We start from the raw sequence: 25,385 nt of genomic DNA on the forward strand, positions 1-25,385 counted from the left end.
GGTGGGGTTGGGACATTTCGGAAGGAATCCGGGGATCCAGTTGAACAGCAGTAAGCACACGGAGTTGGCGAACCACGCGTGGTCCGTCGCCGACCTCCTGCGGGGGGACTACAAGCAGTCCGACTACGGCAAGGTCATCCTGCCGTTCACGGTGCTGCGGCGACTGGAGTGCGTGCTGGAGCCGACCCGTGAGAAGGTCGCGGAGATCGCGGAGCAGCACAAGGAGAGCGAGATCGACCCGGACCGCTTCCTGCGGCGGGCGTCGGGGCATTCGTTCTACAACCGGTCGAGCCTGACCCTGAAGAAGATCGCCGCGGATCCGCAGAACGCCGCGCAGAACCTCCAGGTGTACGTGGGGGCCTTCTCGGACAACGCGCGGGGTGTGCTGGAGCGCTTCGAGTTCGCGCAGCAGATCAAGCGGCTGGACAGCGCCGGGCTGCTGTACAAGGTCATCGGCAAGTTCACGGACCTGGACCTGCGTCCCGAGGTCGTGCCCAACCACAACATGGGCTACATCTTCGAGGAGCTGATCCGCCGGTTCGCGGAACAGTCGAACGAGACGGCCGGTGAGCACTTCACGCCCCGTGAGGTCATCCAGCTGATGGTGCGGCTGCTGGTCGCACCGGACGGGGACGCCTTGCAGCTGCCGGGTGCGGTGCGCACGGTGCTCGACCCGGCCTGCGGCACGGGCGGCATGCTCTCCGCGATGGACGACCTCATCAAGGAACTGAACCCGGACGCGACGGTGGAGGTGTACGGGCAGGAGCTCAACCCCGAGTCGTGGGCGATCTGCCGGTCGGACCTCATGATCAAGGGGCAGGACCCGGAGAACATCGCCTTCGGCAACTCCTTCTCCGATGACGGGCACGCGCGGAAGTCCTTCGACTACATGCTGGCCAACCCGCCGTTCGGCGTGGAGTGGAAGAAGGTCAAGGACGAGGTCGAGCACGAGCACAAGGCGCTGGGCGAGGCCGGCCGGTTCGGGGCGGGGCTGCCGCGGATCAACGACGGGTCGCTGCTGTTCCTCCAGCACATGATCTCGAAGATGAAGCCGGTGGATGTCAGTGGCGGGGGCGGTTCGCGGCTCGCGATCGTCTTCAACGGTTCGCCGTTGTTCACGGGCGCGGCGGGCTCGGGTGAGTCGGAGATCCGGCGGTGGATCCTGGAGAACGACTGGCTTGAGGGCATCGTCGCGCTGCCGGATCAGTTGTTCTACAACACCGGTATCTCCACGTACTTCTGGATCCTCACGAATAGGAAGAGCCCTGACCACAAGGGCAAGGTCGTGCTGCTGGACGCGCGCGACCAGTGGCAGAAGATGCGGAAGTCACTGGGCGACAAGCGGAAGGCGTTGGGCAAGGAGCACATCGCGGAAGTCGTCAAGCTGTACGGGGAGGCGCTCTCCGTGGCGGGGGATGCGGAGCATCCGTTGCACGGCAAGGTGAAGGTCTTCGCGAACGAGGACTTCGGATACCAGCGGATCGCCGTGGAGCGTCCGCTGAAGCTGCGGTTCGAGGTGACGGAGGAGACGCTGACGGCGCTGGAGGCGTCCAAGGCGATCCAGAAGCTTCCGCAGGCTTCGGCGTTGACGGATGCGTGCAAGTCGCTGGTGGGGGCGAGCTGGGGTACGAAGCAGGAGGCTTGGCTCGCGTTGAAGGACGCGGTGGTACAGGCCGGCGGGACGTGGCCAACGGGGGCGCCGTTCAACAAGGCGCTGCGGGATGTGCTCGGAGTGCGGGATTCGGCGGGCGAGGTGCAGCTCGTCAAGGGGCAGCCCGAGCCGGATGCGGAGCTTCGGGACTATGAGAACGTGCCGTTGGGGGAGGACGTCGAGGAGTACTTGGCGCGGGAGGTTCACCCGCATGTGCCGGATGCGTGGATCGACCACAGCAAGACGAAGGTGGGGTACGAGGTTCCGTTTACTCGGTACTTTTACGTGTACGAACCGCCCCGACCGTTGGCGGAGATTGATGCAGAGTTGAAGGACTTGGAGGAAGAAATTCAGCAGCTGCTCGGTGAGGTGACGGAGTGACTTCGGTACTCGGCATTCCGTTGCCCGCCAGTTGGTCAGCCGCCCCATTGAAGCATGTAACAGACGTACTCAACCGTGGCTCAGCACCGAACTACGCCGACACTGGGCTCGTACGCGCAATCAGCCAGGCTGCGAACCAATCCAGATCGATCGACTGGGAGCGTGCCCGCTTCCACGCCCACGAAGGAGAGCCGTCGTCACTCAAGGGCTACCTGCGCCCGCACGACGTGCTGATCAACTCTACAGGAACGGGAACTCTCGGTCGCATTGGTTACTTCACGGGATCACCCGACGGTTCGCCTTGCATGGCCGACAGCCACGTGACCATCGCGCGAACCAAACCCGGCCTACTGAATCCCCGGTTTGCCTATTACTGGCTTTCATCAAGGCCGTTCCAAGAGTATATCTATGCCGCGCTAGTCGTCGGGGCTACGAACCAGATCGAACTCAATCGGGATCGTCTGGGAGACGCCCTCGTCCCGCTACCGCCCTTGTCAGAGCAGCAACGTATCATCGACTTCCTCGAAGCTGAAACCGCCCGTATCGATCGATTTGCGTCCGCTTCACAGAGACAGTCATCACTCCTCGACGAACGACTGCTAGAGACCTTCCGCACATTGACGACTTCTGATGGAAAGCCGGCGACCCAACTGACCGGAGTACCCTGGATGCCGTCAATAGCATCACAATGGGAACTCCGCAAGATCGGCAGGTCATTCAAGACAGGGAGTGGAACCACTCCTCGTTCTAGCGATGCCGGCTACTTCGGTGGTGAACACTTCTGGATCAACACTGGCGACCTGCGGGACGGAATTGTCAGCCATCCGAGAAAGACACTAACTAACCAAGCCCTCAGGGATTATCCGACACTGAAGATCTATAGACCGGGAAGCCTCCTTGTCGCAATGTACGGAGCCACGACAGGGCGAGTCGGAATCTTGGACGTATCAGCTTGCGTCAATCAGGCTTGCTGTGTTCTGTCTGAACTCGGACCCGTAGATACCCAGTACGCCTTCTACTGGTTTCGCGCACACCGGCAGGAGATTCTGCGACTTGCCTCGGGAGGCGGTCAGCCAAACATCAGCCAGGATCTTGTAAGAAGCTTGCGGATTCCAACTCCCCCCAGAGAGAAGCAAAAAGAAATCATCACTCGGGCCGCCCAAATGGAACGTCAGACAGTCAGCGAACAAGGTTTGCTGCTCCGTCGACGCACTCTGCTGGCTGAGCGCCGCCAAGCCCTCATCTCTGCCGCTGTAACCGGCCAATTCGACGTATTCACCGCCAGTGGCCGCAACGTAACCGAAGGAGAAGCCGTATGAGCCCCGTGCACGACGAGTCCTCCTTCGGGTCCGCCATCGTCGCCGCCCTCTGCGAGCGCGGTTGGCGGAAGGCGAATCCCGAGGACTACCGGGCCGATCTTGGCCTCGACACCAACGAGTTGTTCACCTTCATCGGGGCGACCCAGGCCGACGAGTGGTACGAGCTGGTCACCGTCTACGGCGGCGACACCAACGAAGCCCAGCGTGGTTTCGCGCAGCGGCTCGATCGGGCCGTCGCCGACGACGGGCTGCTCCACGTCCTCCGCAACGGCGTCAAGGACCGTGGTGTGCGACTCCGCGTCGCCTACTTCAAGCCCAACCTCATCTCCGCCGACTCCGTGCTCCACGGCTACCGGGCCAACCGACTCACCTTCGTCCGGGAACTCCCCTACGCCACCAAGCAGGCCGACTGGGGTCACCGGCTCGACCTCACTCTGTTCCTCAACGGCATTCCCGTCGCCACGGCCGAGTTGAAGAACCCGCTCACCGGGCAGGGTGTCGAGCAGGCCAAGGAGCAGTACCGGACCGACCGGGACCCGACCGAGCTGATCTTCACCCGCCGCGTCGTCGCGAACTTCGCCGTTGACCCGGACCTGGTCTTCGTCACCACGCAACTGCGCGGCAAGAACACCCAGTTCCTGCCCTTCAACACCGGCTCGAACGGCCCCGGCCAGCCCGGTGGATCCGGCAACCCTGCTCCCACCGCCCACGGCACGTACGCCACTTCCTACCTCTGGCAACAGGTCTGGGAGCGGGACAACTGGCTCGATCTTCTCCAGCGCTTCGTGCATCAGCAGAAGGAGAAGACGCCCGGCGGCGGCGTCACCAAGAAGACGATCTTCCCGCGCTTCCACCAGTGGGACGTGGTCCGCAAGCTCACCGCGCACGCCTCCGTCCACGGCGCCGGCCAGAACTACCTCGTCATGGCCTCCGCCGGCTCGGGCAAGTCGAACACCATCGGCTGGCTGGCCCACCGTCTCAGTGACCTGCACGCCCGGACCGACCCGAGCGTCCTGAGGCCCGATGCACTGGCCGAAGGCCGTATCAAGCCGGGCGAGCCCGTCTTCGACAAGGTCATCGTCATCACCGACCGGCGCAACCTGGACGCCCAACTCCGGGAAACGGTCGGCAGCTTCAGCCAGACCGACGGCCTGGTCGTCAAGGTCGACGAGAAGCACGGCGCCAAGAGCGAGCAGCTCGCCCGTGCCCTCTCTCGGGACACCGGGAAGATCGTCACGGTCACCCTGCACTCGTTCCCGGCGCTGCTGGACTACATCAAGCGCAACCCCACCGAGATCAAGGGCACCCGCTTCGCGATCATCGTCGACGAGGCGCACTCCTCGCAGTCCGGTGACGCAGCCACCGCCGTGAAGTCCGCCCTGCGCGACCTCGGCCTGGACTCCGACTCGGACGACGAGGGCGCGACCGCGCTCACCGTCGACGACCAGCTCAAGGTGAAGGCAGTCGCACGCTCCCGCGCCGCCAACCTCTCCTACTTCGCCTTCACCGCCACACCGAAGTCGAAGACCCTCGAACTCTTCGGCACGGAAGGCGTCGAGAACGGCAAGACTGTCTATCGCCCCTTCCACACCTACTCCATGCGCCAGGCCATCGAGGAAGGCTTCATCCTCGACCCCTTGCGCAACTACGTCACCTACAACACCTACTGGAAGCTCGCGAACCTCAACCGCGACGAGAAGGAGGTCGACCCCTCCAAGGCGAACAGCCTGCTCGCCCGGTTCGCGCTCATGCACGAGCACACGGTGTCGCAGCACGCCCAGGTGATCGTCGAGCACTTCCTCGCCCACACCCGCGGCCGGCTCGGTGGACGCGCCAAGGCCATGGTGGTCACGGCGTCCCGTCACTCCGCCGTCCAGATGGCCCGCGCCATCCGCAGTTACATCGCCGACCGCGAGTACGACACCAAGTACCCCGACTTGGGCGTGCTCGTCGCGATCTCCGGTTCCCTCACCATCGACGGTGAGGAGACCACCGAGGTCAAGGAGAACGGCGGCATCTCCGAGGCCGCGCTGCCGAAGGCGTTCGGCTACACCCGCGCCGACGACAAGGCCGCGAAGGCCGGCGGCAAGGGGCAGCAGGAGTACCGGATCCTGGTCGTCGCCGAGAAGTACCAGACTGGCTTCGACCAGCCGCTCCTCACCACGATGTACGTCAACAAGACGCTGACCGGCATCGCCGCCGTGCAGACACTCTCGCGCCTCAACCGCACCGCCGAACGCAAGGCCCAGGCCGACCTCGCCGTCCTCGACTTCGTCAACGAGGCCGAGGACATCCAGGAGGCCTTCCGCCCCTACTTCGAGGAGGCGCACACCCTGCCCTCCGACCCCAACCTCCTCTACACGGCACAGAGCCGCGTCATGTCCGCGCCGATCATCTCGGAGCAGGACATGGACGAGTTCGTGGCCGCGTACGTGGAAGCGGAGCAGAAGGCTGGTGGCGTCCAGTCCAAGTGGGAGAAGCTGCACGCCGAGCTTTACCGGCTCCTCTCCCCCGCGGTCGCCCGCTTCACCGCTCTTCTGGAGAGCGAGGAGGAGGACGACGCCGAGACGGCCGAGGAGTTCCGCGCCAACCTCAATGACTACGTCCGCAAGTACGGCTTCCTCGCGCAGATCGTGCCATACCGGGATGCCGAGTTGGAGCGCCTGCACCTCTACGGGCGCCACCTGCTCAACCGGCTCCCCCGTCTCGCGGACGGCGGCGTCGACATAGGCGAGGTCGATCTGAGTCACCTGCGCGTCGAGAAGACCGGCGAGCACGACGTGTCGCTCACCCCCGAGGGTCCCGCTGAACTCAAGGGCTTCGGTGAGGGCACAGGCGGGGCCAAGGATGACGAGAAGTCCCTGCTGTCCGAACTGATCGACAAGTTCAACGCCAAGTTCGGTACGGAGTTCACGAAGGAGGACGTCCTCCCCGCCTTCAACGCGACCAAGGAGGACCCGAAGGTCCGCGCCGCCGCCGTCGTCAACGACGAGGCCAACTTCGGGATCGTCTTCGACAAGAAGTTCGAGGAGAACATGATGGATCATGTCTCTACGATCGACACCCTCGGCAAGCGGTACTTCGGTACGGACCGGGACTTCAAGTCCAACCTCGACAGGAGCGCTCGCCGCGCGGCCTGGCGGATGATCCGCCGGGAGGAAGGGTTGGACGACTTCTGACGGAGGCGAGTGGGCCCGGTGCGACGCACGCACCGGGCCCCTTCATGTTGCGTCCGCCGGTTCAGCGCTCGGCGGCCATGCGCACGAAGCCGCCCCATGCTTCGGGGCCGAAGGCAAGCCTGGCCACCGCGGGCTGCTTCGAGTCCCTGACGAGAACGCCCCCAGAGGCCGCGGCGACCTCGACGCACTCACCACCGTTGCCTGTGCTGTAGCTGCTCCTGACCCAAGCGGCCTCGGGCACAGCCGCCTTGCTGTGCTGCACGCTCATGTCTCTCCCATCAGTTGCTTGATGAACGCCGCTGACTCGCTCGGTGTCAGGGCTTGTGATCGGAGGATGCCATAGCGTGCTTCCAGCGTGCGCACGTATCCAGCGTCGGTGTAGATGCTGCTGTGATCTTGTACTTCCGCGTACGCGATCCGCTGGCCCCTGTCGGTGTCGATCAACGAGAAGGGACCACTCAGCGCCCCGTTGTCTTCCCGCTCAATCGGCATGACCTGCACCTCCACGTTCCTAGACTGGCCCGTGACGAGGATGTGTTCCAGTGTCTCGCGCAAGACTTTCGCTCCACCGATCGGCCTGCGCAGCACGGCCTCTTCGATCACGAAGCTCATCAAGGGTGCAGGGCGACGAGAGAAGATCTCCTGGCGCGCCATGCGTGCCTCAAGTCTCTGCTCGATCACGTCGTCCTCCAGCAACGGCCGCTGCATGTGGAAGACCGCACGTGCGTAGGCTTCGGTCTGCAACAGACCAGGCACCGCGTACATGGCGTACAAGTTCAGGGCCGTGGCTTTCGACTCGATCCCAGCCATGTCCCGGAACATTGCCGGGTACTGGGCCTTCCCCACTTCCTCCTTCAGTGCGCGGAGTACGCCCCCGGCCCCCAGCACCTCATCCGCCTTGTCGATGAACGACGCCTGCGGAATCCGCCTCCCCTGCTCGATAGAAGCAACCGTCTCCCCCGAGTACCCCACCCGCTTCCCGAACTCCGCCCGCTCCAGCCCCGCCCGCGTCCGCAGCAGCTTCAACTGCCGTCCGAACGCGGTCACCACGCCCGTACCGGGCTCGTCCTCCGGCCGCCGCTGCTGCCGTACCGTCTCCTCGTCCCGCACCTCGGTCACCGCCCTTGCCGCCTCTCCCCGCGTACCGTCCCGTACAGCGCCCACGCCGACCCGTACGGAAGCCCGGCGACGGCGCGTCACCACTGGTCACGCTATGCCACAGGGCGCCACCGTAAGTGCATGAACGTCACACAATCACCCCCCACGGTGCATCAGTTCTCGATGCGCTTCAGCTCCACCCCGCGCGGCGCCCGCCTCGCCCGGCGCATGTGCGAGCACTGCCTCGACGCGTGGGGCGTGCCGTACGACAGCGACGCCCACGACGTCGTCACGCTCGTCGCCGCGGAGCTGTGCGCAAACGCCGTACAGCACGGGCACGTCCCGGGACGCGACTTCCACGTACGCCTGACCGCCGCCCCGGCCGCCCGCACCGTACGGATCGAGGTCACCGACACCCGAGGCGAAACCGTCCCCGACCTCCCCGCCGCCGACGCCTCACCGGACGGCGAGAGCGGGCGCGGCCTGCTGCTCGTCGCGGCACTCGCCGACCGCTGGGGCTGCTCGCCCCGCGCGGGAGGCGGGCCCGGCAAGACCGTCTGGGCGGAGTGCACCGCCTACCCCGCCTGACCTGATCACATAACCAGCACCCGCCCTGGTTGGACGCACACGCCCCCGCCCGGAAGACTGATCCCCGACTACCACGCAGACCTCTTCGGGCACTCCACGTGAGCGGGGGCGGGACCAGGTGCCGGACGTACGACGGATCGCGGAACGCTACGAACTGCTGGAGCAGTTCGACAACGGCGGCATGGGTGACGTCTGGCGCGGCTACGACGCCGTACTGGACCGGCCGGTGGCCGTGAAGCTGATCCGACCGCAGGCCGTGACGTCCCCGCACGTGGCGGAGGAGTTCGAGAAGCGCTTCCGGCGCGAGGCACGCGTCACCGCGCGGATCCAGCACCCGGGCGTGCCGCAGGTGTACGACGCGGTGCTGGACGAGTCGTACGAGCAACTGTTCCTCGTCATGGAGCTGGTCGACGGCGTCCCCCTGACCGCCTACGTGCGCCCGGACCAGCGGCCGCCCCTCCCCCTGAGCTGGGCGGTGTCCGTGGCGGCGCAGGTGGCGACCGTGCTGTCGTACGCGCACGACGTGCCGGTCGTGCACCGTGACCTGAAGCCGGGCAATATCCTCGTCGCCCGCGATGGCACGGTGAAGGTGCTGGACTTCGGTATCGCGGCGATCCTGCGGACGGACGTCACCAAGCTGACCGCGACGGGCAGCCCGATCGGCACGCACCAGTACATGGCACCGGAGCAGGTACGCGGCGCCCGCGTCACCCCGCGCACCGACCTGTACGCGCTCGGGTGCATCCTCCACGAACTGCTCTGCGGGCGGACGCTGTTCGCCGGGGACAGCGAGTGGCAGCTGATGATGCAGCACGTCAACGCGGCTCCGACGCCGCTGCGGCAGCTGCGCGCCGACGTACCGGAGACGCTGGAGGAACTCGTCCTGCACCTGCTCCGCAAGGCGCCCGAGGCGCGTCCGGCGGATGTGCAGGAGGTGTACGAGCGGCTGCGGCCGTTCCTGCCGGCGCCCGGTGAGGAGTCCGCCCCGGCGGAGACGGGTCCGTCCGGGACGCCCGACCCGACCGGGATCTTCCGCCGCCCGTACGCACCCCGCGCGCGTACCGGTACCTCCAGCGCCCGCCCCGCAGCGGCCCCGGGCGGCGCACCGCCCGCCGTTCCCGCGGCCGAGCGGGAGGCGCTGCGGGAAGAGATCCGCGAGGTGTACGCGCACTACCGCGCGCTGCTGGAGGAGGAGCGGTACGCGCAGGCCGCCGAGGTGGTGGGCGAGATGATCGAGCCGGCCGCGCGTGCGCTCGGCGCCGACAGCAAGCCCGTACTCGGGCTGCGGATGCGCCGGGCGGTGAGCCGTCAGCTGGCCGGTGACCACCGGGCCGCCCTGCCCGAGTTCGAGGCGCTTGCCGACGCCTACGCGCGCGTGAGCGGTCCGAGCAGCGAGGAAGCCCTGGACAGCCGCGCCCAGGCGGCCCGCTGCCGTGGCGAACTCGGCCAGGTGACCGAGGCGCTGGCCGGCCTGAACGGCGTACTGGACGCCGTACGTGCCGTCGACGGCGATGTGAGCGAGAACGCGGTGGAGCTGCGCCGCGACATCGGCATGCTGCTGCTGGCGCAGCAGCGGGCGGCGGAGGCGTACGACGTCCTGGAGCCGCTGCACGCCGACCTTTGCTTGGTGTTCGGTCCGGACGACGAGCTGACCGCCGAGGTGGCCGAGACGCTGGCCGTGATCCGTCTCGATCTCGACGGCGGGGCCGCCGGGTCCTCTCCCTGACCTGGCCTTCATCTCCGTCCCCACCCGCACGGACACTAGGATCCACACATGCCGCGACTCGCCTTCGACATCGGCTTCTTCGCCGAACTCCCCAAGCTCCAGCCGCCGGTCAGGAAGGGCGTCCTGGACGCCTGGGAGAAGTTCGACCGGCTCACCCTCGACCAGCTCTTCAAGGACCAGGGGCTGAAACTGGAGAGCCTGTCGAAGGCCAAGGACAAACAGATCCGGACGATCCGTATCGACCAGTTCTGGCGCGGTGTGGTGCTCGCGCCGCCCACCGGGGACACGTTCGTCCTGCTGCGGGTCATGCCGCACGACAAGGCCATCGCCTGGGCGATGAAGCAGAAGTCCAGCATCAACGAGGTCACGCGGGCGGTCGAGATCCGGGATGCGGCGACCCTGGACGAGATCACGCCGGCCTACGAACGGGTGGCGGAGGCGTCGCCGAAGCCGCGCCTGTTCGCGAAGTTCTCCGACGGGGACCTCATCGCGCTCGGCATCGACGCCGAGACGCTGCGGCAGGCCAGGTCGCTGGTCGACCAGGAGCAGTTCGACGTCTTCGCGCCGCTGCTCCCGCAGGATCAGCGGGAGGTGCTCCAGTACCTCGCCGCGGGGTGCACGGTGGAGGAAGTCTGGCAGGACATCGTGGCGCCCGCGCTCCAGGCGTCCACGCAGCCGGTGGACACGGGCGACTACGAAACGGCGATCCAGCACACCCGTGCCCGCATCGCGCTGGTGACGGCACCCGAGGAGCTCCGGGACATCCTGGAGAAGCCCTTCGCGGCCTGGCGGGTCTTCCTGCACCCGTCCCAGCGGAAGGTGGCGTACCGGGCCTCCTACTCTGGGCCCGCACAGGTCACGGGCGGGCCCGGCACCGGCAAGACCGTGGTCGCGCTGCACCGGGTCAAGCATTTGCTAGGGCATCTGCGCGACGGCGACCGCATCCTGCTGACGACGTACACCAACGCGCTCGTCAACGCCCTCCGTTCGGGCCTGGAGTCGCTGGTGGACGATCCGGAGCTGCGCGAGCGGGTGGACATCTCGACGGTGGACGGCTTCGCGAGCCGGGTCGTGGCGGAGGCGCCCGACGCGGTGGCGCTGCGGCCGCTGATGAGCAACGAGGAGGTGAGCCGGTGGGGAAAGGCGGCGAAGGCGACGGGCTTCACCGGCAGCGCCCAGTTCCTCGCGCAGGAGTACCGGCACGTCATCCTGGCTCAGGGCATCACCACCCTGGACGAGTACGAGGCGGCGGACCGGCGGGGGCGGGGCAGTCGGCTGGCGGCGGCCGAACGGCCGCTGGTGTGGGAGACGGTGGAGCGGTTCACGGCCGGTCTCGCGGCCGACGGCTGCCGCACCTGGCTCCAGACATGCGCGGAGGCGGCGCGGCTGCTGGAGGAGAAGGGACCGCAGTACCGGCACGTGGTGGTGGACGAGGCGCAGGACCTGCATCCGGCGCAGTGGCGGCTGCTGCGCGCGGCCGTCCCGGTCCGCCCGGACGACCTGTTCATCGCGGGCGACCCGCACCAGCGCATCTACGACTCGAAGGTGTCACTGAAGTCGCTCGGCATCAGGGTGACGGGGCGGTCGGTGAAGCTGCGCAAGAACTACCGCAGCACGCAGGAGATCCTGCGCTGGTCCACCTCCCTGCTCATCGGCCGGCCGATCGCCCAACTGGAGGACGAGGGCCGTAACGAAACTTTGCTCGGCTACCGTTCCGCCCTGCACGGCGACGGTCCGGTGGTACGGGGCGCGGCGAGCGAGGAGGCCGAACTGGACGCGCTCGTCGACCAGGTGCGGGCATGGATGGACGCGGGCGTCGGTGCCGGGGAGATCGGGGTGAGCGCCCGGTTCAACAAGACGTGCGCGAAGGCGGTGGCACACCTGAAGGACGCCGGCATCCCCGCGGTGACCCTGCGCAACGCCTCCGGCGATTCCGCGGACGGCGAGGTGACGGCCGTACGGGTCGGGACCATGCACTCCTTCAAAGGGCTGGAGTTCCGCTGCGTCGCGGTCATCGGCGTCAATGACGAGGCGCTGCCCTTCGCGAAGGCGGTCACGCCGTCCGACGTGGATTCCAAGCAGCACGAGACGGACCTGATGTCCGAGCGCTGCCTGCTGTTCGTGGCCTGCACAAGGGCCCGCGACAGCCTGTACGTGTCCTGGTGGGGCGACGCGAGTTCTTTCCTGACGGAGGCGGGCGTTTCGCAACAACAGGCTGTCTGAGCTGTTACTGCCGTCAGATCGGGGTCAGGTGGGCACCGTATGGCAGGAGGGCCGACCACGGGCGCTCGGGACCGGGAGTTCCCAGATGTGGAGCTCATCGACAGCACGAGGACCCACGTTCGCTGGGCGTTGCAGCAGTCCTCCCGCACTGCACGGACTGCCACCGGCGGAAGGTCCCCACTACTCTCGACGGCCGTGATCGTCAGGGCTCACCGGAAGGCTGGCCTAACCGGCAGCCACAAGCTGCCCGGTGGCGGTGACGGTCCGGAGTTCTCAGGTACCGTGGGCGGGCTCCGTGGCGCGGTCCCGCGGCACAGCGGCCGCGTGTGCTAGGCATGTTTCCATGTCGCTGCCGCACATCGCGCTCACGAAGTCTCAGGCTCGCCTGCTCGCGGACCTGGTGCTCGCACCCCTTCCGCTCTCGGAGGACAGTGACTCCGGAGTTCCGGAGAACGAGGTGACGGCGCGTCCGCAAGGCAGTGCGCTGCATGTGGAACTGCGCCACCTGGAATTCCTCGGGCTCGCCGTGCGAGAGGCCGGTGTCGCGCGGGCCACCGACCTTGGGACAGCCGTGCACTACGAAGCGCATCTCGACGCTGCTCACGCCCGCCTCGGCGACGTGGTGCGCTTCGCCGACGCTCTGCAGACGACGCACCCTCGACTCGGCCGGACGCTTCGCCTGCTGGCGCAGGGCGAGATTCCTCTTCGGACAGCGGTCGCCGAGGCCGGAGGCGTGAAGCGGCGCGGCTGAGGCGCGGGGTGGATCAGTCTCGGTCATCGGGAAAGAGTCCGTCCGCCGCCGGCCGCCTGGCCTTGCGTGCCGAGAGGTGTACCGGCAGGACTCCTGCCGCTGTCAGCTCTTCCTCCGTCACCACCGGGCCGGCCAGGATCGCGGTGAGCAGGTCGCCCTGTTCCGGGGAGAGATCAGTGAGGTGTCGCAGGACGGAGAGCAACTCGATGAGTTCGGTCGTCCATGCGGGTGGCCAGGTCTCGACGTGAAGGTCGTCGAGAGGGCTGGTCTTCTTGCTGTTGGGCGAAGCCTTCCGGTAGCCGAACCACTTCTTGACGACCGGCATTCCGCCGACGTCGTACGACCACACCGCTGTCGGCACCGGCGCGAACTCCCCCTCGCCGACGTACAGGGTCTCCGACTCGGCATCATGTCGTATGCGCTCGGGAAGTGTGTCGCCGATGTGGGCGACGTACCGCACTCTGCGAGGGTCGCCGACGGGGAACTCGACACTCGCGGGCGTTCGACCCCGTACAGGGTCTGCGAAGCGCGCTCCGAAGGTGGACGCCCAGAGGATCTGGTGGCCCAGAGTGACGGCCCGGTCCCACAGAAGGCCGTCGCGGGTGAGCGGGAGCCGTACGCCGGGTGTGAGCAGTTCCTCGCTGAAGCGCTGGGTGAAGGCGTTATGTCCCGCGACGGCCACGGCGTACGCCGCGAGGTCCTCGGCCTCGATACCGGTGCGGTCGAGTGCTCGTGCGAGGTGAGGCAGGAGACCTGCCGCGGTGTTGGCCGAACCGTCGGGGTGCAGCACGGGCATGATGCGGCCGCCGCGGCCGTTGAAGTGGTCAGTGTCGGGGATCAAGTGGGTCGCGACCAGTGCAGGGCCTGAGTCGATGGGATGTGAAGACTGCTGGTTGAGGAAGATCTGCCCGCTGCGCAGGGCCGCCGCCCACAAGTCGGGGCGTGGACGGTCGAGCACGCGGCTGTCGGAGACGATGTACTGGCGGTCGAAACTGCGCATGGCCATGCGCGCGAGCTTCGGAGTGGTGCCGCGTTCCTCGGTGAGCGGGTGCCGGGAGGTGGACTGGCCGGGTAACGGGTCCCGCTTGCTCTTCAGGGTCCGGTCATCCGTCTCCTTGAAGAGTGCCGCCTGCTGTGCCGGATCAGTCTCGCGCAACAGCGTCGCCCATCGGCGGCGCAGTACCTCCTCCGAAGGCGCGATCACCCATGACCGGTTCGCCTTGGAACCAGGACTGCCCCAGGGGAACAGGTCGTTGAGCGCCGGAAAGTCCTCCCAGCCCGACTCCGTCACCGGCGTCAGCGGCCGTGTCGGGTGAGTGTGCGTGTCGCGCCACCCGCCGTCGTCCAGCCGGATCTCCCGCAACTGGCGGAACTTGTCCGCACGCTTCCCCGCCACCGCCCGGTAGTGCATACGTGCCCGGTGCTCGGGTCCTCGTACTGTTCCCGCACGACGGACGAACAGGAAGATGGCGAGCGGCTGGGCGACACCGGGGAAGACGCGGGTGGCGACATCGGAACGATGTCCCTCAGGGGTGAGGTTGACGATCCAACCCTCGTCGCAGGTCCGCCGAAGATACTCGCGCATTCCGCGTCCGCCGGGGCCGGTGGCCCATCCGGAGGGGGTGATGAAGCACACCACGCCGTGCCGGTCGTCGGCATGGGCGTCGAAGACCTTCCACGTCGCCCATCGCCAGAAGTACACGTACAGGTTCTTCAGGATGTGTTCGTAACGGCCGTTGCCGGTGTGGCGGAAGTCGTCGAGCAGCGCCGCTTCCCTGCGGTCCGCGCGCTTCTCCACCCAGCCACCACGCCCGTCGGCCTTGTCGTCGTACGGCGGGTTGCCGGCGACCACGGTGATCGGGATGTCCGCCTTCACCTTGTTGGCCCGTCTGCGTGACTGGGCGAGCGGCTCGTACGTGGACGCCAGGTACTCCTCCTCGGCGTACGGATTGTCCAAGGTGTCCGTGACGAAGAAGTTGAGGCCGCCCGCGGGCACCGGAACGCCGTGCTTCTTCAGCAGGTCGGAGGCGCGCAATTCGGCGACGGCGAACGAGCCCATCTGCAGTTCGAAACCATAGAGACGCGAGGCGAGCCGCTGGATGGCGTCGCGAGCCATTGCCGGCCCCTGCCGGTCGGCGGCCTGTTCGGCGACGCGCTCGATGACGGTGTGCAGAAAGGTGCCCGTACCCATGGCGGGGTCGACGATCCGTACGTCGTCGTCGGCAAAGCCGTGTTCCCGGCCCAGTCGGGTGCGCAGGACGTCCTCGGTGAGACGGATCATCTCCTCGACCACTTCACGGGGCGTGTAGTACGAGCCGCTCCTCTGGCGCAGGGCCGGATCGTAGACCGTGAGGAAGTGCTCGTAGAGGTGGAGGTAGGCGTCCCGGTTCCCGCTGCGGACGGCCGGCCAGTCCACTTGCGCGACGGTACGCGTCAGCAGGTCGAGCGTGACGGTGAAGCGCGCGTTGACGTTGTCCGTCAGAAGCTGGAGCGCCTTGCCCATGAGGGCGTGGCCGTTGTCCAGGCGGCGGCCGATCTCGTGGAAGGAGCCGGACGCGAGCGGGATGCCCTCCGTCTGGGCCAGCAGGAGCGAGAAGGTGACAGTCTGGGCGAAACCGTCGGCGAAGGTGGCATCGTCGGCGGACGGGAAGAGGTAGCGGCGCCAGTCGTTCTTGAGGCCCGTGAAGGGCCGTGCGCGCACGTCGTCGTCGGGCGCGGACGACCTGGCCTCGGCCACCAACTGCTCCTGAACGGCGGCCCGCAGCAGCCTGCACAGGCGGGCGATCTCCTGCACCAGGCGGGCGACGTGTCTGATCGGCTCGGGTTTCCACCCCAGGAACTGCTGGAGCAGCGCGTCGAAGGCCAGCGGGTCGGGGACGGCGAGTTTCTCGCCCGCGCTCCGCAGGGTGCCGGCGAAGAACACCGTATCGCCGACCTGCCGACCGCCACGGAAGAGCCGCCACTCCGTGCCGTTCGAGTACAACAAGTTGGGCAGGTCCCGGAGTTTGTGCCACTGCTCCCGGTTGCCACGACCGAAGGTGTCCGGATCGACGGACAGCCCTGGCCGCTTGAGTTCGACGTAGCCGCTGATCTCCCCGGCCACGCTCACCGCGTAGTCCGGCCGGACACCGAGATCCGGCAGCGGGTACTCGTCGTGCCAGCTCACCCGGTGCTGTTCGTGGTGCTCGCTCACCGTTCGGAGCAGGACTTCCAGCGGTCCGCGGATCGCGGCCTCCTGGCCGCCGCCTCCGCTCAGCTTGTCCTTGCACATCCCACCGAACTGCGACACGGCAGCACGAAGCCACCCGTACTGATCCCCACCCATGGTCCCCCCAAGGACACGATCACTGACACCGGCGCACGGTCCCGGGCCCCCACCACGTCCATGCTGACAAGGACACGGTGGTGCGTCAGCCCTCTGGACGACCTCCCGGTGGTGTGTGCACTCGACAAGGGGGAGCGCGCCACGATGGCACGCCCCCGCTCCCACACCAGCGCACACTGACAGGGCTGAGCCCCATTCAAGGGGCAGGCATCCCCGCCGGCCCATCGAAAGCCGCAATCAGGGAAGCAGTTACTGAAAGCACTGTCAATATTTCTGGCGCTCCCGACGCCCCTCGCCCTCGCAGTCGCATGAGCTCACCCCACCCTTAAGAGATTGTGATTGACAACGCTTTCATCGTCATGGTTGGGTGTCCGTGCTTCTGGTGTGGCTGGAGGTACCACCGAAAGCGCCAGAACGCCCCAGGCCGGGCACTCCGTTCCCACACGTCAGGAAGAACCGTGAAGATCAAGCGCGTCCGCATCGAGAACTTCTGCTGCCTTGGCAGCCTCGATGTCTCCTTCGACTCCATCACCTCACTCATCGGCCCCACGGGCGTCGGCAAGTCCACCGTCCTGCGCGCCCTGGACTGGTTCTTCAACGGCGAGAAGGGCGGCATCCTCAGCGAGGAGGACGTGCACTCCGGGGCTGAGACGAAGCGGATCCGCGTGGAAGTCCAGTTCGACGGCCTCACCGCTTCCGACCGGTCCGCGCTCGGCCACTACGCGCCCGACGGACTGGGCACCCTGAGCATTTGGCGGACCTGGGAGAACGGTGAGGACCGGATCACGGGCAAGGCCCTCGCCTTTCCACCTTTCGAGCGGATCCGTGAGGGCGTCGGCAGCCGGGAGAAGACAGCCGCGTACAAAGCCTTACGTGACCAGGACCCGGCGCTCGGGCTGCCCGCCGTCCGCAGCTGGGACGCCGCCGAAGCCGAGATGCGCTCCTGGGAGGCCAGGAACCGGGACCGGCTCACCGAGGCGGAGGTGGAGGGCACGCAGTTCTTCGGCTTCGCCGGCCAGGGACTGCTCGGCAAGCTGATCGACTTCGTCTTCATCTCGGCCGATCTGCGAGCCTACGAGGAGACCGACGACAACAAGGCCTCGGTGATCGGCCGGATCCTCGAGCACGCCGTCGACCGCTCGGAGGCCGAAGCGCAGTTCACGGCCATCGACGAGGACGCCCAGGCGGCCCGAGAAAAGGTGCACAAGGAGATCTACGAACCAGTGCTCGCGAAGTTGTCCGGCGCTCTGTCGGACGAGGTGCGCCGGTTCACGACCGGACGGGACGTCGTCGTCACCCCGACGGCTCAGGTCCCGAAGCGGGCCAGGACCACCTTCGCCGTCAGTATCCGTGACGGGGCCGCATTGACCCCGGTCCGCCGCCAGGGACACGGATTCCAGCGCGCGCTGGTCATCGCGGCACTCAGGTACCTCTCGGAGTGCCGCCGCCCCGAGAATGGCACGCGCTCCCTGTGCCTGGCGATCGAGGAGCCCGAGCTCTTCCAGCACCCGGCGCAGACAAGGGTGTTCGCGCAGGTCCTGCGCAGTCTGGTCGCGTCGGCCGAGGACCAGACCCAGGTGATGTACGCGACGCACAGTCCGGTGCTCATCGACCCGAGCAACTACCAGCAGGTGCGCAGGCTCTGCCGCGTCGACAGTGACAAGCACCCGGAGGTGCGTCTGCGCGCCCTCCCCGAAGCGGAGTTGCGCCAGTCCCTCGCCGGCCATGTGAAGGAGACGTCCATCGCCCGGCGAGGGACCACCCGGTACGTCAAGGACCTTGCCGAGGCGCTGTTCGCGAACGTCGCAGTCCTGGTCGAGGGCGCCACGGACGAGGGCGTCCTCCTGGCCTTCGCACAACGGCAGGGTCTCAACCTCGGCGCCGACGGCATCTGCGTGGTGAACGCCGAAGGCAAGGGCAACATGATCCTCTGCCACGCCGTCCTCACCGGGTTCGGCGTGGCCTGCCACCTCGTCTTCGACGCCGACACCGGGCCGCGGAAGACGGCCGACGCGACCACTGACAAGAAGGCCGACGCCCTCCGGGAGAACATCGGCAAGAACGCGAAGATCTTCCGCTATCTGGGGATCGCCGCCGAAGCCAGTCCCGCGAGCGTGAGCGAGGCGACCCACACCCTGTTCGAGGATGACCTCGACACCTACCTCAAGGACTACTGGCCCGCTTGGAACACCCGCCGCCAGGAACTGATCGCGCAGGGCGACGGCTACGTGGACGGCAAGCACGTACCAACCTACGCAGAGGCCGCACGCACCGCAGACGGTGAACCGAAGCTGCTGCACGCGCTGTTGGAGAACGTGCGGGCCCTGGCAGTCCGGACGACACCCGGCGCATGACGCGTATCCACAAGGTTCATGCCGTTCCCGTCGCACGGCGGGTCGTGGTCCTCCAGGCCGTCGAGCACGCCCAGTCCGACCCCGGCAACCTGTTCGAGAGCTTCACCCGCACGCTCAAAAACGACCAGAAGCGCCTCGACGAACTGGAGTCGGGCCTCGCCGGTGTCCTGGTCCGTCTGTCGACGCCGGAACTGGCCCGCCCGCAGGGCTTGCGGCCCGTCTTCACGACCGCTGAAGTCGATCGCCTGATGCGCGCGGCACACCGGTTTCGCCGGCTGGGCGACGGCGTCGTGGTCGACGTCCGCGCGATGGACGTGGCGATCGACATCGCCCGCAACGAGGACGGTTCGGTGCTCGTGTTCCCGGCGCTGCCCACGTCGGCGTAAGCGCGCACGCGCCCACCGGTCGGGGCGCCACAGGGTGGCGCCCCGGACTGTGCGAGTCCCCTGCGATCCCGCCGGCCGGGTAGCGTCAACAGGTGGTCGGCTCACACGGCGCCGACCACCTGCGAGCCGTACGGCGTGTGTGTCACGCCGGCAGCGCGTGCAGCTTGGTGCCGTGCAGGGCGAAGACGCGCTTGCCGTCGGTCGCCACGAGCCAGGCGTGGTGGTCGCCGGTCCCGTCGTTGAACGTCCAGCGCACGGCACCGGTCTTCGCGTCCATGGCGATGACGCCGCCCTTCTTGTCCAGGTCCGTGGCCCCGTAGAGCGTGTCGCCCACCTTGACGTACTGTCGCGGCACCTGGAGTCCTGCGTCCGCGAGGGCCTCGGACTGCCAGAGCTGCTTGCCGGTCCGGGGATCGACGGCGCGCACCGTCCTGGAACTGTCGGCGATGTAGAGCACGCCCTCCACGACGGCCGGCTCCTTGAAGAGGGAGAACTCCGACGCTTCCAGGGACCACTTCTCCTTGCCGTCCGACAGGTTGAAGGCGTGGAGCTTCTGCCCCTGCGGGACGATCACCAGATCCTCGTGGATCGCGAAGAAGCCGTAGTTCGTCTTGGTGGTCTTCTGCGTCCACACCTGGCTGCCGGTGGCGGTGTCGCGGACGGTGAGGTTCTTCTTGAAGTCGGTGTAAACGAGGTGGCGGCCGCGGACGGCGGCGTGGATGCCGTTCTGCTCGGTGCCGACGTCGCGCTGTTCCTTCCAGGCGATCCGGCCGGTGCTGCTGTCGAGGGCCGCGATGACGTTCGTCCTGGACGAGCCGTCGTCCTCGAGGATCTCGGCGACGACGTACACCTGCTCGTCGTCCACGGCGATCGGCCGCGGCTGCCGGTAGCCCTTGCCCAGGCGGCTGCGCCAGGTCTCCTTCCCGGCAGCAGGGTCGTATCCGGTGACGCTGCCGTCGTACTGGCTGCTGGCCAGGTACAACGTGTCCTTGCCGAGCAGCAGGGGCGCGCCGGGGACCACGCCGCCCGGCAGGGACCACTTCTCCCCGCCCGTCGCCACGTCGAGGGCGGCCAGCGGGGTACCGCCGGCGATCACGACGCCGCCCGCCACCACGAGCTCGTCGTTGTCCCCGTAGGTCTCGGCGGAGGTCGTCTTCGTCCACAGCGGCTTGGGAGCCTTGCCGTCGCCGCCCGGACCGCCGCCGTCGGCGGAGCCCTTGTCGTCGCCCTGCGGCTGGTCGCCGCCGGCGCTTCCGGGTTCCTCGACCTCCACGGCACCCTCGTCGCAGCCGACCGTACCGGCGGTCAGGGCGGCCAGCGCGAGACCGCCGCCGGCCAGTCGGAGCAGCCGCCGTCGGGAAGTGGTCCGGGACGTCCCGGACGGCCTGAAGGATCTGCCGTGCGCCATGCCGTTGCCCGTGGCCATGCGTCTTACCCCCGTGATGCGTCGAAGCGGGATCACAACAGGAAGGGCCACGCCGTACCGACCGTACGGATGTACGCCCTCGCCGCGAGGAACGCTAACCGAGACCTCGTTGCCCGTACTCCGGCGGAGCACAAACGCTACGGCACCGTGAAGCGATCGAGACAACTCGGCCTGACCCCGCGGGACCCGGCGCGCCCTGGTACGGCAGGCACGAGTGTCAGTGACCTCTGGTGGGCCCGCGGAACCGCTTACCACCCGCCACCCCTCACTATCGTTCGACGTTCAACAAAAATCGTTTACGGTTGAACTAGTACCCGGTCGCGGGTGCTCACCGCTGGAAGGAGCCGACATGAGGGCATGGCAGTTCAACGAGGTCAACGAGCCGTTCACGCTGGTCTCGCGAGAGGACCCGAAGCCGGGCGCCGACGAGATCGTCGTCGACGTCAAGGCCTCCGGCCTGTGCCACAGCGACGTGAGCTTCGTCGACGGCACCCTGACTCCCCTGCTGGGCCACAAGCCGATCATCCTGGGCCACGAAACCGCCGGAGTCGTCAGCGCCGTCGGTCAGGACGTCAGCGAGTTCACCGTCGGTGACCGCGTGGGCGTCCCGGCCGTCACGGAGGGTCCCGGTACCGCGGTCGACGGCGGGTTCGCCGAGAAGGTCCTCGTCAAGGCCGACCTCGTCGTCCGTGTTCCCGACGAGGTCGACTTCTCGCAGGCCGCCCCGGCGATGGATGCCGCACGCACGGCCTACCGCGCACTCGTGACGTACGGCCGTGTCGAGGCGGGGCAGAACGTGGGAATCATCGGATTCGGCGGACTCGGCTCGCTCGGCGCGCAGATCGCCAAGGAAGTGGGCGCCGCTGTCTACGTCGCCGAGGTCAACGAGAAGGTCTGGGACACGGCCGACGCACTCGGAGTCGAGGGCGTCTCCAAGGACATCCGCGATTTCGCGGACCGGGATCTCGACGTGATCGTCGACTTCGCCGGCTTCGGCACCACCACCGCCTCAGCAGTGGACGCCGTCAAGCACGGCGGCCGCGTCGTGCAGATCGGCCTGGCCCGCGAGGAGGCCACCCTCTCCATGCAGCAGGTCGTCCTCAAGGAGATCACCATCGTCGGCGCCTCGAACGGCGAGAAGTCGGAGGCGGAGGAAGTCCTCAGGCTCATGGCCCGCGGCAACATCGCCTCGAAGGTCGTACCCATCACGTTCGAGCAGATCCCGGAGTACGTCGACAAACTCGCGAAGGGCGAAGTCGCGGGACGGGCCGTGGCGATCCTCTGAGCCGGGAGAAGCACCGGTCGTCGCCGTCCACCCCGGAGTCGGCCGTCGCGGGTGGCACCCCGGCGTTCGCGGTGACGGCAAGCCCGGCCCGTTCCCCGGGGGCGCCGGTACCGGCGCCCCCGGGGGACCGCCTGATCCGCACGGCGGCCCACCGGATCCGCCGGCGGGGCGGCGTCGTGAGGCCGACAACCGCACGACAGGCAGCCGCACGCGTGGCGGTCAGAGGCTCAGGAGCCTCAGGGTGCCAGAGTGCGCAGCACGCAGAATTCGTTGCCCTCGGGATCCGCCATGACCACCCAGTTGCGGGCCGGACCCTGGCCCACATCCGTCCTCGTCGCGCCGAGAGCGAGCAGTCTGGACACCTCGTCCTCGGTACCGCGGTCGATCGGGCTGACATCGAGGTGAAGCCGGTTCTTCACGGCCTTGTCCTCGGGCACCCGGACGAACAGCAGGGTGGGAGGCATCTGCCGGCCCCGGACTTCCTCGACGGTCGGCACCCAGGAACCGATCTCCACCTTGCCCTCGCTCCGGTCAATCACCTCGAAGTCCAGGACCTTGCACCAGAAGGCCGCGAGCCCCTCCGGATCCCGGCAGTCGACGGTCAACTCGGTGAACCTGCTCGTCATGACTCCCCCGCACCCCGCGTGATCCACTGTCCCGCCCAGTATTCCCACGCACCGACCTTCCCGTACGTCCCGTTGGGACAACTCCGCTCGTGCCTCGAAGACATGACGGATACGAGGCCCGGTACGACCGGTTGTGTTCAAGTCATTGACACGTGCATTACATCGGCTTTACGTTCCGGCCATCTGAGAGCGCTCTCAGAGTCTCCCCACTGTCACGACCCGAGGTGACGCATGCCATCCCCACGCACCAGACCGGCCACCGTTCTGCTGCTGGCCTCAGCCCTCGCCGTCGCCGGCCTGGCCGGCCCTGCCGCCGTACCGGCGTCCGCCGCCACCGTGCCGGTGGGCTCCGGCAGTTACTCCGACACGCGGCCTCCCGGAACGTCGGGCCCCACCACCAACACGGGGACCCCGGTCACGCCCAAGGTGACCGCCGCCGCCAAGGACCGGCCCGTGCCCACCAACGACTGGTGGTCCTCCCTCGCCTTCCAGCGCTACGGCGACAACCCGTACTCGACCCCCATGTACGGGCACCCCCTCACCTACCAGGCCACGGCCGGCGGGCTCGACGTCGGCTACCCGACGTCCCCCACGATCGTCGGTGACGGCCGCCAGTACGAGTACGCCCACAAGCGCGACCTCACCATCGGACTGACCGGCCTCAACTCCCCCGACACCAAGGCGGACGACTGGTCCGACTGGACCGTCACCCCCTACTGGTCCGACGGTGCCCGCACCCTGCGCACCACCATCGGCCACGGCTCCCCGTTCGTGTATGCCAAGGGCACCGGCGGCAACGCCCAGATCACCACCGCCGGCACGCCCACCGTCTTCGCCGACCAGGGGAACGTCCTCGGCATCACCGTCGCCGGGCACCACTACGCCCTGTTCGCGCCGACCGGCAGCGACTGGAACGTCGCCGGATCCACCGTCACCGCGGGTCTCGGCTCCAAGGACTACTTCTCCGTCGCGGTGCTGCCCTCCACCGGCGCGCTGGCGACGTTCAAGAAGTACGCCTACAGCTTCGTCACTGGCTCCAAGGTCACCTGGAACTACGGCGGGGGCACCGTCGGAGCCACGTACACGCTCACCACCGAGGCGAAGGAGGGCACCGAACGCGGCACGCTCCAGGCCCTCTACCGCCACCAGTGGCTGCACACCACGGACCCCCTCACCTCCTACACCTACGTCTCACCGCGCGGCACGATGAAGGTCCGCGAGTCGGCCTCCTTCACCACCCGCCAGAAAGCGGCGGCGGTACTGCCCGCGCTCCCCAAGTCCAGCGGCGTGGACACCGCCCGGCTGCGCGGCTACCTGAACGACGTCGTGAACGCCTCCGACCCCTTCTCCGGTGCCACCGACACCTACTGGACCGGCAAGGCCCTCGGCCGTCTCGCCCAACTCGTCCCGGTGGCCGACCAGATCGGTGAGACCGCCGTCCGCGACCGGATGCTCGGCCTGATGAAGGGCAGGCTCCAGGACTGGTTCACCGCGGGAGGAGCCAACGAGTTCAGCTACGACAAGGACTGGAAGACACTCACCGGTTACCCCGCCTCCTACGGCAGCGACACCGAACTCAACGACCACCACTTCCACTACGGCTACTACGTCTACGCGGCGGCGATCGTCGCCCAGTACGACCAGGCGTGGGCCGCCGACTCCGCCTGGGGCGGCATGGTGAAGACCCTCGTACGGGACACCGCCAACCCCAGCCGCACCGACTCCGCCTTCCCCTTCCTGCGCGGCTTCGACGTGTACGCGGGCCACGGCTGGGCCTCCGGACACCAGGGATTCGCCGCCGGCAACAACCAGGAGTCCTCCTCCGAGTCCACCAACCTCAGTACGGCGCTGGTCCTGTGGGGCTCCGCGACCGGCGACACCTCGCTGCGTGATCTCGGCGCCTTCCTGCTGACGACCGAGTCGGAGTCGATCGCCCAGTACTGGTTCGACGCCGACGAGCAGGTGTTCCCGTCCTCGTTCGGCCATGACACGGCCGGCATGGTGTGGGGCAGCGGCGCCGCCTACGCCACGTGGTGGACCGCCAACCCCGAGGAGATCCACGGGATCAACGTCCTGCCCGTGACCGGCGGATCGCTCCACCTCGGCGGTGAGAAGGCCGCGATCCGGCGCAACATCGCCGAGATGGAACGGGAGAACGGCGGCCCGGCCGTCGAATGGCGTGATCTCCTCTGGGAGTTCGAGTCCTTCGCCGATCCTTCCTCGGCCAAGGCGAAGTGGGACGCGGGCCACGCCGGTTACACGCCGGAGGAGGGAGAGTCGAAGGCGCACACCTACCACTGGATCAACACCCTCTCCGCCCTCGGTGCCCCGGACGCCACCGTGACCGGTGACATCCCCACCTCGGCTGTCTTCACCAAGGGCACCACCCGGACCTACGCCGCCCACAACCACGGGTCCACGGCACGCACCGTGACCTTCTCCGACGGCAAGACCCTTTCCGTACCGGCCCGTTCCACCGCGACCGGCACCGGGACCGGATCTCCGGACCCCGATCCCGACCCCGATCCGGACCCGGAGCCGCCGACCGGCAACACCTTCCAGCTCCGCAGCGGTGGCGCCCTGACCACGGCGACCGGCGGAACGGCGGGCAGCGACACCATCGCCTCCGCCGGCGGTGCCAACCACGACGGCACCCCGCACCAGCCCCTCGTCTACGAGGTCCGCGGCGTGAACGGCACGCTCACCCCGGGCGCGGCGACCGCCTTCCGGCTCCAGGTGGACGCGGGCAGTTCGGTCGGGCTGGGCCAGCAGGCCCGGATCAGCTACGACTTCACCGGCGACGGCAGCTTCGACCGGACCGAGACCTACCACTACTTCGCGACCGACCCGGTCACCGGCTGGGAGGAGTACACGCAGGCCCGCGGCCTCAAGGCGGCCACGGGCAGCCTCGGCAACCTCAACGGCGGCACCGTACGCCTCGAGGTGTGGAGCGCCATCGGCAACGGCACCTCCAAGCTCCAGACGGGCACGGACAAGTCCGTGCTGGTGATTCCGTACAACTGAGCCACCGTCCAAGGAGGCGTACTTCCGTGGAGGCGGAGGGCTT

Annotated in this window: 15 protein-coding genes and 1 pseudogene; 11 read left to right on the forward strand and 5 right to left on the reverse strand. The window is 67.7% G+C overall.

Annotated features, from left to right (window positions below; genetic code table 11):
- Positions 1–40: 40 nt before the first annotated feature.
- The 3 genes from ACZ434_RS08280 to ACZ434_RS08290 are packed head-to-tail and all read left to right on the forward strand — an operon-like array spanning position 41 to position 6,530.
- Complete coding sequence (locus ACZ434_RS08280) at positions 41–2,032, forward strand: type I restriction-modification system subunit M (RefSeq protein WP_468453132.1); 1,992 nt, start codon at positions 41–43, stop codon at positions 2,030–2,032.
- Positions 2,029–3,351 carry a restriction endonuclease subunit S gene (locus ACZ434_RS08285; protein ID WP_468453134.1) on the forward strand — a complete coding sequence of 441 codons (1,323 nt, stop codon included), beginning with the start codon at positions 2,029–2,031 and terminating at the stop codon, positions 3,349–3,351. Before ACZ434_RS08280 ends, ACZ434_RS08285 begins: the two co-directional genes overlap by 4 nt.
- Entirely contained in the window at positions 3,348–6,530 is a 3,183-nt protein-coding gene (locus ACZ434_RS08290; protein ID WP_468453137.1) for a type I restriction endonuclease subunit R, read from the forward strand. The genes ACZ434_RS08285 and ACZ434_RS08290 overlap by 4 nt, the downstream gene beginning before the upstream one ends.
- Positions 6,531–6,591: 61 nt before the next feature.
- Here the strand turns inward: ACZ434_RS08290 and ACZ434_RS08295 are convergent, their stop codons facing one another.
- Together ACZ434_RS08295 and ACZ434_RS08300 are read right to left on the reverse strand one after the other, a co-directional pair.
- A complete protein-coding gene (locus tag ACZ434_RS08295) occupies positions 6,592–6,798 on the reverse strand; it encodes a DUF397 domain-containing protein (protein WP_468453139.1) in 207 nt (68 codons plus the stop codon).
- A complete protein-coding gene (locus ACZ434_RS08300) occupies positions 6,795–7,649 on the reverse strand; it encodes a helix-turn-helix domain-containing protein (RefSeq protein WP_468453141.1) in 855 nt (284 codons plus the stop codon). Before ACZ434_RS08300 ends, ACZ434_RS08295 begins: the two co-directional genes overlap by 4 nt.
- A 120-nt stretch (positions 7,650–7,769) precedes the next feature.
- On the opposite strand from ACZ434_RS08300, the gene ACZ434_RS08305 reads away from it, so the two are divergent.
- From ACZ434_RS08305 to ACZ434_RS08320, 4 genes are all read left to right on the forward strand, one after another.
- On the forward strand, positions 7,770–8,216 hold the full coding sequence (locus tag ACZ434_RS08305) for an ATP-binding protein (protein ID WP_468453143.1): 447 nt from the start codon (positions 7,770–7,772) through the stop codon (positions 8,214–8,216).
- Between the two features lie 181 nt (positions 8,217–8,397).
- The gene (locus tag ACZ434_RS08310) at positions 8,398–9,942 is read left to right on the forward strand and encodes a serine/threonine-protein kinase (protein ID WP_468453682.1); all 1,545 of its coding nucleotides are present in this window, start codon (positions 8,398–8,400) and stop codon (positions 9,940–9,942) included.
- Positions 9,943–9,990: 48 nt separating this feature from the next.
- Complete coding sequence (locus ACZ434_RS08315) at positions 9,991–12,165, forward strand: UvrD-helicase domain-containing protein (RefSeq protein ID WP_468453145.1); 2,175 nt, start codon at positions 9,991–9,993, stop codon at positions 12,163–12,165.
- Between the two features lie 343 nt (positions 12,166–12,508).
- Positions 12,509–12,916 (forward strand): hypothetical protein, encoded by a 408-nt coding sequence (locus tag ACZ434_RS08320; RefSeq protein ID WP_468453147.1) that lies wholly within the window; start codon positions 12,509–12,511, stop codon positions 12,914–12,916.
- Between the two features lie 13 nt (positions 12,917–12,929).
- Here the strand turns inward: ACZ434_RS08320 and ACZ434_RS08325 are convergent, their stop codons facing one another.
- Positions 12,930–16,205 (reverse strand): type ISP restriction/modification enzyme, encoded by a 3,276-nt coding sequence (locus ACZ434_RS08325; protein ID WP_468453149.1) that lies wholly within the window; start codon positions 16,203–16,205, stop codon positions 12,930–12,932.
- Positions 16,206–16,699: 494 nt separating this feature from the next.
- On the opposite strand from ACZ434_RS08325, the gene ACZ434_RS08330 reads away from it, so the two are divergent.
- Together ACZ434_RS08330 and ACZ434_RS08335 are read left to right on the forward strand one after the other, a co-directional pair.
- Complete coding sequence (locus ACZ434_RS08330) at positions 16,700–18,595, forward strand: ATP-dependent nuclease (protein WP_468453151.1); 1,896 nt, start codon at positions 16,700–16,702, stop codon at positions 18,593–18,595.
- A gap of 20 nt (positions 18,596–18,615) precedes the next feature.
- A pseudogene (locus ACZ434_RS08335) lies at positions 18,616–18,981 on the forward strand (hypothetical protein); the annotation flags it as partial.
- Between the two features lie 142 nt (positions 18,982–19,123).
- On the opposite strand, the gene ACZ434_RS08340 reads toward ACZ434_RS08335, so the two are convergent.
- Positions 19,124–20,389: an outer membrane protein assembly factor BamB family protein gene (locus ACZ434_RS08340; RefSeq protein ID WP_468453684.1), complete on the reverse strand. Its 1,266-nt coding sequence runs from the start codon at positions 20,387–20,389 to the stop codon at positions 19,124–19,126.
- 367 nt (positions 20,390–20,756) lie between these two features.
- Between ACZ434_RS08340 and ACZ434_RS08345 the strand changes: the two genes are divergently transcribed.
- A complete protein-coding gene (locus ACZ434_RS08345; protein ID WP_468453153.1) occupies positions 20,757–21,692 on the forward strand; it encodes a zinc-binding dehydrogenase in 936 nt (311 codons plus the stop codon).
- A 236-nt stretch (positions 21,693–21,928) separates the two neighbouring features.
- Here ACZ434_RS08345 and ACZ434_RS08350 read toward each other — a convergent pair whose 3' ends face one another.
- Positions 21,929–22,318 carry a VOC family protein gene (locus ACZ434_RS08350; RefSeq protein ID WP_468453155.1) on the reverse strand — a complete coding sequence of 130 codons (390 nt, stop codon included), beginning with the start codon at positions 22,316–22,318 and terminating at the stop codon, positions 21,929–21,931.
- A gap of 231 nt (positions 22,319–22,549) precedes the next feature.
- Between ACZ434_RS08350 and ACZ434_RS08355 the strand changes: the two genes are divergently transcribed.
- Complete coding sequence (locus tag ACZ434_RS08355) at positions 22,550–25,342, forward strand: glycosyl hydrolase (RefSeq protein WP_468453157.1); 2,793 nt, start codon at positions 22,550–22,552, stop codon at positions 25,340–25,342.
- The last annotated feature ends 43 nt before the right edge of the window (positions 25,343–25,385 follow it).

The sequence above is a fragment of the Streptomyces sp. NPDC030893 genome (assembly GCF_055571535.1).

What these genes read in the sequence shown, in the direction of transcription:
- ACZ434_RS08290 (WP_468453137.1), top strand. Translation starts at nt 3,348, where the DNA reads ATGAGCCCCGTGCACGACGAGTCCTCCTTCGGGTCCGCCATCGTCGCC.
- ACZ434_RS08295 (WP_468453139.1), bottom strand. Translation starts at nt 6,798, where the DNA reads ATGAGCGTGCAGCACAGCAAGGCGGCTGTGCCCGAGGCCGCTTGGGTC.
- ACZ434_RS08305 (WP_468453143.1), top strand. Translation starts at nt 7,770, where the DNA reads ATGAACGTCACACAATCACCCCCCACGGTGCATCAGTTCTCGATGCGC.
- ACZ434_RS08310 (WP_468453682.1), top strand. Translation starts at nt 8,398, where the DNA reads ATGGGTGACGTCTGGCGCGGCTACGACGCCGTACTGGACCGGCCGGTG.
- ACZ434_RS08315 (WP_468453145.1), top strand. Translation starts at nt 9,991, where the DNA reads ATGCCGCGACTCGCCTTCGACATCGGCTTCTTCGCCGAACTCCCCAAG.
- ACZ434_RS08320 (WP_468453147.1), top strand. Translation starts at nt 12,509, where the DNA reads ATGTCGCTGCCGCACATCGCGCTCACGAAGTCTCAGGCTCGCCTGCTC.
- ACZ434_RS08340 (WP_468453684.1), bottom strand. Translation starts at nt 20,389, where the DNA reads ATGGCGCACGGCAGATCCTTCAGGCCGTCCGGGACGTCCCGGACCACT.
- ACZ434_RS08345 (WP_468453153.1), top strand. Translation starts at nt 20,757, where the DNA reads ATGAGGGCATGGCAGTTCAACGAGGTCAACGAGCCGTTCACGCTGGTC.
- ACZ434_RS08350 (WP_468453155.1), bottom strand. Translation starts at nt 22,318, where the DNA reads ATGACGAGCAGGTTCACCGAGTTGACCGTCGACTGCCGGGATCCGGAG.
- ACZ434_RS08355 (WP_468453157.1), top strand. Translation starts at nt 22,550, where the DNA reads ATGCCATCCCCACGCACCAGACCGGCCACCGTTCTGCTGCTGGCCTCA.